11 protein-coding genes are annotated in these 12,055 nt (G+C 51.7%); 7 read left to right on the top strand and 4 right to left on the bottom strand.

All coding sequences use genetic code 11. The features are described 5' to 3' along the window. Positions 1-185: 185 nt before the first annotated feature. The 4 genes from clpX to bolA all read right to left on the bottom strand — a co-directional run bounded on the left by clpX (position 186) and on the right by bolA (position 4,467). Positions 186-1,457 carry an ATP-dependent protease ATP-binding subunit ClpX gene (gene clpX / locus P6287_RS04945; RefSeq protein WP_008103932.1) on the bottom strand — a complete coding sequence of 424 codons (1,272 nt, stop codon included), beginning with the start codon at positions 1,455-1,457 and terminating at the stop codon, positions 186-188. Positions 1,458-1,586: 129 nt separating this feature from the next. After that, on the bottom strand, positions 1,587-2,210 hold the full coding sequence (clpP, locus tag P6287_RS04940; protein ID WP_007886971.1) for an ATP-dependent Clp endopeptidase proteolytic subunit ClpP: 624 nt from the start codon (positions 2,208-2,210) through the stop codon (positions 1,587-1,589). A 335-nt stretch (positions 2,211-2,545) separates the two neighbouring features. Beyond that, positions 2,546-3,850, bottom strand: a complete 1,305-nt coding sequence (gene tig / locus P6287_RS04935; protein WP_101762423.1) for a trigger factor — start codon at positions 3,848-3,850, stop codon at positions 2,546-2,548. Between the two features lie 302 nt (positions 3,851-4,152). After that, the gene (gene bolA / locus P6287_RS04930) at positions 4,153-4,467 is read right to left on the bottom strand and encodes a transcriptional regulator BolA (protein WP_008103937.1); all 315 of its coding nucleotides are present in this window, start codon (positions 4,465-4,467) and stop codon (positions 4,153-4,155) included. A 267-nt stretch (positions 4,468-4,734) separates the two neighbouring features. Between bolA and P6287_RS04925 the strand changes: the two genes are divergently transcribed. The 7 genes from P6287_RS04925 (at position 4,735) to cyoE (ending at position 12,044) form a co-directional block, all read left to right on the top strand. Next, complete coding sequence (locus P6287_RS04925; protein ID WP_007886975.1) at positions 4,735-5,313, top strand: lipoprotein; 579 nt, start codon at positions 4,735-4,737, stop codon at positions 5,311-5,313. Between the two features lie 54 nt (positions 5,314-5,367). Then, positions 5,368-6,855, top strand: coding sequence for a muropeptide MFS transporter AmpG (gene ampG, locus P6287_RS04920; RefSeq protein ID WP_277974594.1), 1,488 nt, complete (start codon positions 5,368-5,370; stop codon positions 6,853-6,855). A 433-nt stretch (positions 6,856-7,288) separates the two neighbouring features. After that, the gene (gene cyoA, locus P6287_RS04915; RefSeq protein ID WP_210081238.1) at positions 7,289-8,215 is read left to right on the top strand and encodes a cytochrome o ubiquinol oxidase subunit II; all 927 of its coding nucleotides are present in this window, start codon (positions 7,289-7,291) and stop codon (positions 8,213-8,215) included. 4 nt (positions 8,216-8,219) lie between these two features. Continuing rightward, positions 8,220-10,202 carry a cytochrome o ubiquinol oxidase subunit I gene (gene cyoB, locus P6287_RS04910; protein WP_192236708.1) on the top strand — a complete coding sequence of 661 codons (1,983 nt, stop codon included), beginning with the start codon at positions 8,220-8,222 and terminating at the stop codon, positions 10,200-10,202. Continuing rightward, positions 10,202-10,816: a cytochrome o ubiquinol oxidase subunit III gene (locus P6287_RS04905; protein ID WP_007886985.1), complete on the top strand. Its 615-nt coding sequence runs from the start codon at positions 10,202-10,204 to the stop codon at positions 10,814-10,816. Before cyoB ends, P6287_RS04905 begins: the two co-directional genes overlap by 1 nt. Further along, on the top strand, positions 10,816-11,145 hold the full coding sequence (locus tag P6287_RS04900) for a cytochrome o ubiquinol oxidase subunit IV (protein WP_007886986.1): 330 nt from the start codon (positions 10,816-10,818) through the stop codon (positions 11,143-11,145). Before P6287_RS04905 ends, P6287_RS04900 begins: the two co-directional genes overlap by 1 nt. An 11-nt stretch (positions 11,146-11,156) precedes the next feature. Further along, positions 11,157-12,044 carry a heme o synthase gene (gene cyoE, locus P6287_RS04895; protein WP_008103945.1) on the top strand — a complete coding sequence of 296 codons (888 nt, stop codon included), beginning with the start codon at positions 11,157-11,159 and terminating at the stop codon, positions 12,042-12,044. Positions 12,045-12,055 lie beyond the last annotated feature (11 nt).

The following is a 12,055-nucleotide window of genomic DNA, read 5'->3' as shown; positions in this document are numbered from 1 at the left end:
GCTCTCTCTTAGTTTAATGTCCGCCAGGTGATGGGTACCGCGCAATAGAGGTTTTGCAGTTAAACCCACAGGATATTGAGTATATGGGGATGCTTGTACGACATTCAATGTCACTGGCGAGAGAAAAACAAAAGGGGAAAGATTTTTCCCCTTTTTTAAGATAACAACGTGGTGCAATTGTTTATTTATTCACCAGAAGCCTGGGCTTCATGCTTTCCATAAATCAACATCGGCTCGGATTGACCTTCAATGACTGATTCATCAATCACCACTTTTTCAACGTCATCCATCGAAGGCAGGTCGTACATAGTTTCAAGTAACGCACCTTCAACGATAGAACGCAGACCACGCGCACCGGTTTTACGTGACATCGCTTTTTTAGCGATTGCCGTTAAGGCTTCGTCGCGGAATTCCAGTTCTACGCCTTCCAGATTGAACAGCGCCTGATACTGTTTGGTCAGCGCATTCTTCGGCTCACGCAGGATCTGAATCAGCGCTTCTTCACTCAGTTCGCTCAGCGTTGCCACAACCGGCAAACGACCGATGAACTCAGGAATCAGGCCAAACTTGATCAAATCTTCTGGCTCAACCTGCGACAGCAATTCGCCTTCACTCGCCTTCTGGGATTTGCCCTTCACGGTTGCGCCGAAGCCGATGCCGGACCCGGTTTCAACACGCTGGGAAATCACCTTATCGAGACCGGCGAATGCGCCACCACAGATAAACAGAATCTTGGAGGTATCAACCTGCAAAAACTCCTGCTGCGGATGTTTACGTCCGCCCTGCGGCGGTACGGCAGCCACGGTGCCTTCAATCAGTTTCAACAGCGCTTGCTGTACGCCTTCGCCCGAGACGTCACGGGTGATCGACGGGTTGTCAGACTTACGAGAAATCTTATCGATTTCATCAATATAGACAATGCCGCGCTGCGCTTTCTGCACGTCGTAATCACACTTCTGCAGCAGCTTCTGGATGATGTTTTCAACGTCTTCACCCACATAACCCGCTTCGGTCAGCGTGGTGGCATCCGCCATCGTGAAGGGCACATCCAGCAAGCGCGCCAGCGTTTCGGCCAACAGTGTTTTACCGCTACCGGTTGGACCGATCAGCAAAATGTTACTTTTGCCCAGTTCAATGCCGTTGCTGGTATCGCCATTGCGCAAGCGTTTGTAGTGGTTATATACCGCTACAGCCAACACTTTTTTTGCCCTTTCCTGACCGATAACATAGTCATCAAGGTGATGGCGGATTTCATGCGGCGTCGGCAGTGAGCTACGCTCGCGATGCGGCGCAACTTCCTTAATCTCTTCGCGAATAATGTCGTTGCAAAGATCAACGCACTCATCGCAAATGTACACTGACGGCCCGGCAATTAGCTTACGGACTTCATGCTGGCTTTTGCCGCAGAAAGAGCAGTACAGCAACTTACCTGAACCGTCTTTGCGCTTATCTGTCATCAGCTAACCTCTTTTCTTTCTCAGACCAAATTTGTTGTACGGCGCTGGCCGTACATCAACGGCCGATATGCATTCAACCCATCTGCCTGCTACCCGTTAACTATAGCGTAAGGGGCAGACAGATGTGTCTTATTGGCGATGCGTCAGGATTGAGTCAACCAAACCGTACTCAACCGCTTCGCCCGCAGAGAGGAAACGATCGCGCTCAGTGTCGCGTTCAATCTCTTCCAGCGATTTGCCAGTGTGCTCAGCCATCAGCTCATTCATGCGCTGCTTCACTTTCAGGATTTCGCGCGCATGGATTTCGATATCCGTCGCCTGGCCCTGATAGCCGCCCAACGGCTGATGAATCATCACACGTGAATTAGGCAGGCAGAAGCGTTTACCTTTGGTGCCTGCTGTCAGCAGGAACGCACCCATTGAACAAGCCTGACCCATACAGATGGTGCTGACATCCGGCTTGATAAACTTCATTGTGTCATAAATCGACATCCCAGCAGTAATCACGCCGCCTGGCGAGTTAATGTAGAGATAAATGTCTTTTTCAGGATTCTCAGCTTCCAGAAACAGCATCTGCGCCACGATCAGGTTAGCCATATGATCTTCAACCTGACCAGTCAGGAAGATCACACGCTCTTTGAGCAGGCGAGAGTAGATGTCGTAAGAACGCTCGCCGCGCGAGGTTTGTTCGACCACCATTGGCACCAGCGCCATGTGCGGTGCAGTAAATTCACGATCGCCACTGTATGACATTACCGTCTCCTGATAAATTTCATTGGCAACATTCTGTACCGATTTTACGTGAGGCGCGCCGGGAAAACTATGCGCTGCAGTCTCACTCCGCAGTAACAAGACGGTTAATCAGTCAGTCTCACTGTTTTCATGCATTCTCCCTGTATCTGGGGATGCTGCCCAGTTGTTTCAAGCATAACAACCTTTTGCCCATTCGCTAACACGGAAAAAGAGCTTAGCGGATAATTTGCCGATTAATTAAGCAAATAGAGGGCAAATCGGTGTATTTGGCGCCAGAAACGAAAAAGCCCGCGACTTTTCAGTCACGGGCTTAGCACTAACGGTTAACGAATGAATCAGGCCGCAGAGGTCTGGTTCATCAGTTCCTGGAAGTTAGTGGCTTTATCGGTCACTTTCGCTTTCGCCAGTACCGCTTCAACCGCTTGCTCTTCCAGAGCCACGTTGCGCATGTTGTTCATCAGCTCGCTATTCTTGCTGTAGAACTCGATCACTTCCTGCGGATCTTCGTACGCAGAAGCCATTTCTTCGATCAGCGTTTTAACGCGTTCTTCGTCAGCCTGCAGTTCGTTGATACGAATCACTTCGCCCAACAGCAGACCCACAACGACGCGACGTTTAGCCTGCTCTTCGAACAGTTCGCGTGGCAGTTCCAGCGCTTGCTTCTCGTTGCCACCAAAACGCTGTGCAGCCTGACGACGCAGAACGTCAATTTCGCTGTCGATCAGCGCAACCGGAACATCGATGTCGTTGGCGTTAACCAGACCGTCGATTGCCTGCGTCTTGACGCGGTTACGGATAGCACCTTTCAGCTCGCGATCCATGTTCTTACGCACTTCAGCACGCAGACCGGCAACTGAACCATCTTCCACGCCAAAGCGCTTGATGAACTCTTCAGTCAGCTCTGGCAGTTCGCGAGTTTCAACTTTCTTCAGCACGATTTCGAACTTCGCATCTTTCCCTTTCAGGTTTTCTGCATGGTAATCGTCTGGGAATTTCACGTCGATAGTGAAGGTTTCGCCGGCTTTGTGGCCAACAACGCCCTCTTCGAAGCCTGGGATCATACGGCCCTGGCCCATTGCCAGCACGAAGTCAGAGGCTTTGCCGCCTTCAAACTCTTCGCCGTCAACAGAACCGCTGAAGTCGATGGTCGCGCGATCTTCAGCTGTCGCTGCGGCATCGCTCTCTTTCCAGGTCGCCTGCTGCTTCTGCAGGGTTTCCAGCATGGTATCAACGTCAGCGTCAGTCACTTCTACCACTGGCTTCTCAACTTCGATTGCATCCAGGCCTTTCAGCTCAACTTCTGGATACACTTCGAACTCAACCGCGTAGGTGAAGTCTTCGCCTTCTTTATATTCGCCCGGCACATAATTTGGTGCGCCAGCCGGATTGATTTTCTCTTTGATGATGGCGTCAACGAAGTTGCGCGTCATCAGCTCGCCCAGCACGTCCTGGCGAACAGAAGCACCGTAACGCTGAGAAATTATGTGTGCCGGCACTTTGCCTTTACGGAAACCGTCGATACGGACTTTCTTAGCCACTTCCACCAGTTCTTTCTTTACTGCGCTTTCGATGCTGTCAGCTGCAACAGTAATCGAAATGCGACGGCCCAGACCCTGAGTGGTTTCTACTGAAACTGTCATCTTGTTACCTCAAAAAATCACGTGCTCGGTCAACTTCAGACACCACACATAAAATGCGCCGTATCCAACAACCGGGACGGCCTCTGCAGGCAGAACCAAATCCCTGTCACCAGAAGCGTCCCGAAGACATTCCGGAAAAATAGACGCAGCATTATAGCGGCATCGCTGGAATGAGTCGAGGCTGCAAACTCACCACTTTTTAGCGGTTTTGCTGCTTTTTTGCGCCGTAGATCGCGTTTGAGTGTAATAAATGAAAAGAAAACGGCCCGCAGGCCGTTTTTAAGGATGAGTAAAAAGGGAATTCAGGCGAGCGTTCCCGCGCCGCGACAATTCGGCGAGGCCAAAACCGTATCCTGCAATCCATCCCACTCTTTTTGCGTGTAAGTATGCAGTGCCAGCGCGTGTACGCTGCCCGCTAATTCGGTCGCCAGTTCGCCATAAATAGCGCGATGACGTTGCAGAAAGCGCTGACCGGTAAATCGATCGCTGACAATCACCACTTTAAAGTGACTTTCAGAACCGGCGGGCACGTTATGACGGTAGCTTTCATCATGCACTTCAAGATGTGCAGGCTCGAAAGCGTTACGCAACTTTTCTTCTATTTGTTCGCGAATCATGATTAACACTCCTTTCCGGCGAGCGCTGTGCCCATCTGTTTAAATATTAGTAGGTTTTTCACCGCTCTCGCAGGTTGGCCGTAAATAAATCCGCCAGCGCTGCGCATAGTAACTTGCTTATCTCTCAGGTCAACCGGCTGGCGTTTCATCCTGTCCGAAAAAAGCCTTTACAATCAATTTCCATTGGCCCGGGGCTTTTTTCACCGCTGCGCAATGCTATGATGGCCGCAGTTTTGCAAACCAACCCATATGCTAACGAGAATGAGTATGTTGAAAAAACTGTTATTCCCTCTGCTGGCTGCATTTATTTTGGCCGGCTGTGCCAGCAACAACACCACATTGGATATTCAGCCGAAGATTCAATTACCGCAGCAAGATCCAAGCCTGATGGGCGTCACCATCAGCGTTAACGGTGCCGATCAACGTTCCGATCAGGCGCTGGCCAAAGTAAACCGCGACGGTCAGTTGATCACGCTGACACCATCACGCGATCTGCGCTTCCTGCTGCAGGAAGTGTTAGAGAAGCAGATGACGTCACGCGGCTACATGATCGGCCCGAGCGGTGCCGTTGATCTGCAGATCGTGGTGAATGGTCTGTATGCGGATGTGACCCAAGGCAACGTGCGCTACAGCATTACCACCAAGGCGGATATTTCCATCATCGCCACCGCGAAAAACGGTAACAAGCAGGTGAAAAACTATCGCCAGACTTACAGCGTAGAAGGCGCGTTTACCGCCACCAACGCGAAGATCACCAACGCGGTTAACTCAACCCTGAGTGACGTGATTGCTGATATGGCGCAGGACACCAGCGTTCACAACTTCATTAAGCAGAACGCCCGCTAATTTCCGCAGTATTTTGCCCGGCGACTCTCAGCCGGGCTTCATTTCAGGTTGGCTATGACATCTCACTATCTGCGAATTTTTACCCAACGTAATGCGGCGGTATTGCTGCTGCTGGGTTTTGCCTCAGGCTTACCGCTGGCGTTAACCGCCGGAACATTACAAGCGTGGATGACGGTAGAGAATGTTGACCTGAAAACCATCGGTTTCTTCTCCCTTGTCGGTCAGGCTTACGTGTTTAAGTTCCTGTGGTCGCCGATGATGGATCGCTATACGCCACCGTTTCTTGGCCGCCGTCGCGGCTGGCTGCTGGTCACGCAGTTGGCGCTGATTGGCGGCATTATTGCCATGGGCTTTATGCAGCCTTCGCGTGACTTAACGCTGCTGGCCGCGCTGGCGGTGCTGGTTGCCTTCTGTTCGGCTTCACAGGATATCGTGTTTGATGCCTGGAAAACCGATGTGCTGCCGCCGGAGGAGCGCGGCAGCGGCGCGGCAATCACCGTGCTGGGCTATCGTCTGGCGATGTTGATTTCAGGCGGACTGGCGCTGTGGATTGCGGATCGCTATCTCGGCTGGCAAGCCACTTACTGGCTAATGGCGTTGCTGATGGTGCCGGGCCTGATCGCCACGTTGCTGGCGAAAGAACCGGTGGCGCCGGCGCGCGAACCGCACTCGCTACGCCAGGCCGTGACATTCCCGCTGAAAGACTTCTTCCAGCGCAATAATGCCTGGCTGCTGATCACGCTGATTATCCTTTACAAGCTTGGCGATGCATTTGCCGCCTCGCTCACCACCACCTTCCTGATTCGCGGCGTCGGCTTTAGCGCGGGCGATGTCGGTCTGGTGAACAAAACGCTGGGTTTGTTGGCCACCATTATTGGTGCGCTGTATGGCGGCGTGCTGATGCAGCGCCTGAGTTTGTTCCGCGCCCTGATGATTTTTGGCGTGCTGCAAGCGGTGTCGAATTTTGCTTACTGGTTGCTGGCGGTAACGCCACCGCACTTGTGGAGCATGGCCAGCGCGGTCTTCATTGAAAACCTGTGCGGCGGCATGGGCACCGCGGCCTTTGTCGCGTTGCTGATGACATTGTGCAACAAATCCTTCTCTGCGACGCAGTTCGCACTGCTCTCTGCCCTCTCCGCCGTGGGCCGCGTTTACGTCGGTCCCGCCGCCGGTTGGCTGGTTGAAATGTGGGGCTGGCCGACCTTCTATGCTTTCACCGTGTTTGCTGGCGTACCGGGATTACTGCTGTTATGGCTGTGTCGCGGCACTTTGCATAGCATGCAGCAAAGCGGGGAGTTTGTGATGCGCAGCTTGTGGCCGCAAGGTTACCGCTGGACGGTGCGTCTGTTTAGCATCGGCTGCGGCTTGCTGGCCTTGTGGTTGCTGGCCTTAGCCCTTAACGCCAGCGGCGTTGTGCAGATTGATGCGCTACTTACGCCACTGTTTGAAGCCGGCATGGCATTTGCGCTGTTGGCGGTCGCACTCGGGGTTATTTTGGATAGTTTGGCATTAAAAAAAGCGGCGCGGGAAAATCTGGGTTGAGTAAGCCAATTTCATAACGAAATAATGGGCTAAAAATATCAGTTGCTCATTTTCCCAATAGCATTTTTTTTAAAGCGAATTAGAAACATTAAATTAACAACTGCGAGCGAATATTTAAATCCGGTGCGCAATTACTTTGTATAAAAGTCATCGCCGAAATGATGCAGAAATGTTAAATAAATGAGTATTAAGAGTACGGTTTATACTTTCCCTGATTTTTCTGCGGTTTCTACCATTGGTTTTTGTTATATTGGTGCCAACTGCTTGTCGCAGTTAATAATTTGTCACCCTGCGTAACATCTGTGACACCCTTAGCAAAAGGTGTCAACAGCCTTCTGACACATCCTTAAGCTGGTTTACACTGCATAAACCTTCCCGTAAAATGCGCGCACACTTAAACGACAATAGAGCCCTTTGTCATTGAGGTCGTTAAATGAGACTCAGTAAATACAATAAAAGTTTGGGGATTTTGTCATTAATTGCAGGCACTGTATTACTCAGTGGCTGCGATAGTGCGTTGTTAAATCCCAAAGGACAGATTGCACTGGAGCAACGTTCGTTGATTCTGACAGCTTTCGGCTTGATGATGATCGTAGTTATCCCGGCAGTCTTCATGGCAGTATTCTTTGCCTGGAAATATCGGGCAACCAATACTAACGCAACATATAGCCCTAACTGGTCACACTCAAACAAAGTGGAAGCCGTGGTCTGGACCATTCCGATCCTGATCATTATCTTCCTCGGCGTTTTGACCTGGAAATCAACCCACGCGCTGGAGCCGAGCAAACCGCTGGTTTCTGACGTTAAACCGGTTGAGATCGACGTTGTGGCACTGGACTGGAAATGGCTGTTCATTTACCCGGAACAGGGTATTGCAACCGTCAACCAGATTGCCTTCCCGGCAAACACTCCGGTGAACTTCAAGATCACCTCCAACTCCGTGATGAACTCCTTCTTTATTCCTACTCTCGGCAGCCAAATCTATGCGATGGCCGGTATGCAGACCAAACTGCATCTGATCGCCAACGAGCCAGGAACATTTGACGGTATCTCTGCGAACTTCAGTGGTCGTGGTTTCTCTGGCATGAAGTTCAAAGCCATTGCAACTAAAGACGATGCGGAATTCCAGCAGTGGGTTGCCAAAGTTAAAGCGGCACCTAACGCGCTGAACACCATGGATGATTTCGAGAAACTGGCTACGCCAAGCGAAAATCACCCGGTGGAATATTTCTCAACGGCAAATCCAGAACTGTTCAAGCAAGTGATTGATAAGTTCATGATGAGCCACGGGAAGATGGACATGCCAGAACATAAAGGCATGGACATGAGTCACGCCGCTTCCGCGGGAGCCGAGGAATAATACGATGTTCGGAAAATTAACACTGGATGCAGTGCCATACCACGAACCCATTATCGTGGTTACGGTCGCCGCTATCATCTTAGGTGGTCTGGCGCTGGTTGCTGCGATTACCTACTTTGGTAAGTGGCAGTACCTGTGGTCAGAATGGTTCACCTCCATTGACCACAAAAAACTGGGTATCATGTACATCATCATGGCTTTCGTCATGTTGCTGCGCGGCTTTGCCGATGCGGTAATGATGCGTACCCAACAAGTGATGGCTTCCGCTGGGGAAGCCGGCATACTACCGCCGCACCACTACGACCAGATCTTCACCGCTCACGGCGTGATCATGATCTTCTTCGTGGCGATGCCGTTCGTGGTAGGTCTGATGAACATCGCGGTACCGCTGCAAATCGGTGCTCGTGACGTTGCCTTCCCGTTCCTGAACAACCTGAGCTTCTGGTTTACCGCGATCGGTGTGATCCTGGTGAACATCTCTCTGGGTGTGGGCGAGTTCGCACAGACCGGCTGGTTGGCTTATCCGCCGCTTTCGGGTGCGGAGTACAGTCCTGGCGTCGGGGTCGATTACTGGATCTGGAGTCTCCAGCTGTCCGGTATCGGTACGACACTGACCGGTATCAACTTCTTCGTGACCATTCTGAAGATGCGTGCGCCGGGCATGGACCTGTTCAAAATGCCGGTATTCACCTGGGCATCACTGTGTACTAACGTCCTGATCATCGCTGCGTTCCCGGTACTGACCGTTACGCTGGCACTGTTGACGCTTGACCGTTACCTTGGCTTCCATTTCTTCACCAATGAAATGGGCGGTAACATGATGATGTACGTCAACCTGATTTGGGTTTGGGGTCACCCGGAAGTGTACATCCTGGTTCTGCCGGTGTTTGGTGTCTTCGCTGAAGTCACGGCTACCTTCTCTAAAAAGCGTCTGTTCGGTTACACCTCTCTGGTGTGGGCGACCATCGCGATTACCGTTCTGTCGTTCATCGTTTGGCTGCACCACTTCTTCACCATGGGTGCGGGCGCGAACGTAAACGCCTTCTTCGGTATCATGACGATGATCATCGCTATCCCGACCGGCGTGAAAATCTTCAACTGGCTGTTCACCATGTATCAGGGTCGCGTTGAGTTCCACTCAGCGATGCTGTGGACCATCGGCTTCCTGGTTACCTTCTCTATTGGTGGTATGACAGGTGTTCTGCTGGCGGTTCCAGGCGCGGACTTCATTCTGCACAACAGCCTGTTCCTGATCGCGCACTTCCATAACGTGATTATCGGTGGTGTGGTGTTCGGTTGTATGGCTGGCGTGACCTACTGGTTCCCGAAAGCGTTCGGCTTCACGCTGAATGAAAAATGGGGTATCCGCGCGTTCTGGTTCTGGATCATCGGCTTCTTCGTGGCATTCATGCCGCTGTATGCGCTGGGCTTCATGGGCATGACGCGTCGTATCAGCCAGGACATCGATCCTCAGTTCCACTCACTGCTGGTGGTTGCAGCAGGCGGTGCGGCGCTGATCGCTTGCGGTATCCTGTGCCAGGTTACCCAGTTCTACGTTTCTGTGCGTGACCGCGACCAGAACCGTGACCTGACCGGTGACCCGTGGGGTGGACGTACGCTGGAGTGGGCAACCTCTTCACCGCCGCCGTTCTACAACTTTGCTGTTATCCCGCATATCCATGAGCGCGATGCGTTCTGGGAAATGAAAGAGAAAGGCGAAGCGTACAAGCAGCCAGAAAAATATGAAGAAATTCATATGCCGAAAAACAGTGGCGCAGCTGTTGTTATCGCGGCTCTGATGACTGTATTCGGTTTCGCCATGATCTGGCATATCTGGTGGCTGGCTGGCCTCACCTTCGTGGGCACTATCGTCACCTGGATTGTGAAGAGCTTCGATGAAGACGTGGATTACTACGTACCGGTTGCTGAAGTCGAGCAGATCGAGAAGAAGCACTTTGACGAAATCAGCAAAGCAGGTCTGAAATAATGTCAACTGAAACTGCAAAACACCACCACGACGCCCATGCGGAGCATGGGCATCACGATGCAGGAGCCAATAAAGTCTTTGGCTTCTGGATCTACCTGATGAGTGACTGCATTATCTTCGCAACCCTGTTTGCGACCTATGCAGTTATGGTCAATAACACTGCCGGTGGCCCGGCAGGTAAAGACATCTTCGAACTGCCGTTCGTTCTGGTCGAAACCGCGCTGCTGCTGCTCAGCTCCATTACCTATGGTATGGCAGTGATCGCGATGAACAACCAGAACAAGGGCTCGGTCATCAGCTGGTTAGCCTTGACCTTCCTGTTCGGTGCTGGCTTTATCGGCATGGAAATCTATGAATTCCATCACCTGATCAAAGAAGGCTTCGGTCCCGATCGCAGCGGCTTCCTGTCAGCGTTCTTTACGCTGGTCGGCACGCACGGTCTGCACGTGACCTCTGGCCTGATCTGGATGGCAGTGATGATGTTCCAGATTTCTAAACGTGGTCTGACTGCAACCAACCGCACCCGTATCATGTGCCTGAGCTTGTTCTGGCACTTCCTGGATGTGGTTTGGATCTGCGTATTCACCGTTGTCTACCTGATGGGAGCCATGTAATGAGTCATTCTGTTAACGAACATGGCGCTTCTCACGGTAGCGTGAAGTCTTACATGATCGGCTTCGTCCTCTCTATCATCCTGACCGGTATTCCGTTCTGGATGGTCATGGATGGCGGCGCTTCACACGGCACTATTCTGGGTGTGGTTCTGGTGTGTGCGGTAGTTCAGGTGCTGGTTCACCTGGTCTACTTCCTGCACTTAGACAGCAAATCAGAAGGTGGCTGGAACATGGTGGCCATTGTCTTCTCAGCACTCATCATCTTGATTGTTGTCGTAGGCTCACTGTGGATTATGTGGAACCTCAACTACAACATGATGGCCCACTAAAGAGTCGCGTAATGATTAAGCAATACCTGCAAGTAACAAAACCAGGAATTATTTTCGGCAATTTAATTTCTGTGATCGGTGGATTCCTGCTGGCTTCGAAAGGCAGCATTGATTACACCCTGTTTCTCGCCTCGCTGGTTGGCGTATCGCTGGTTGTCGCATCAGGTTGTGTTTTCAACAACGTGATTGACCGCGATATCGACATCAAAATGGAGAGAACGCGGAACCGTGTTCTGGTCAAAGGCCTGATCTCGGCGAAAGTAAGCCTGGTTTATGCAACCGCATTGGGTATTGCTGGCTTTGCGTTGCTGTATTTCGGCGCTAACCCGCTGGCCATGTGGCTGGCGGTGATGGGCTTCGTGGTTTACGTAGGCGTTTATAGCCTCTATATGAAGCGTAACTCTGTCTACGGTACGCTGATTGGTAGTCTCTCTGGCGCTGCGCCGCCGGTGATTGGCTACTGCGCAGTGACCAACCAGTTTGATGCTGGCGCGTTGATTTTACTGGCTATCTTTAGCCTGTGGCAGATGCCGCACTCCTATGCGATTGCCATCTTCCGCTTTAAAGATTACCAGGCTGCCAACATCCCGGTTCTGCCAGTGGTGAAAGGCATTTCGGTGGCAAAAAATCATATTACGCTATATATCCTGGCGTTCATGATTGCCACGCTGATGCTGACCCTTGGCGGTTACGCGGGCTACAAATATCTGGTGGTGGCTGCGGCCGTTAGCGTGTGGTGGCTCGGCATGGCGCTTTCAGGTTACAAAACCTCAAACGATAAAGTTTGGGCGCGTAAACTGTTTGTGTTCTCGATTGTCGCTATCACCGCTCTGAGCGTGATGATGTCCGTTGATTTCATGACGCCAGCGTCGAAAGATTTACTGACTTACGTCTGGTAATTCAGCTCCGC

Origin of the sequence: Pantoea sp. X85 (assembly GCF_029623675.1) — a bacterium.
GTDB classification, from domain to species: Bacteria; Pseudomonadota; Gammaproteobacteria; order Enterobacterales; family Enterobacteriaceae; genus Pantoea; species Pantoea leporis.
Note: the sequence above shows the minus strand (reverse complement) of the source record. Positions and strands in the feature narration are given on the sequence as shown.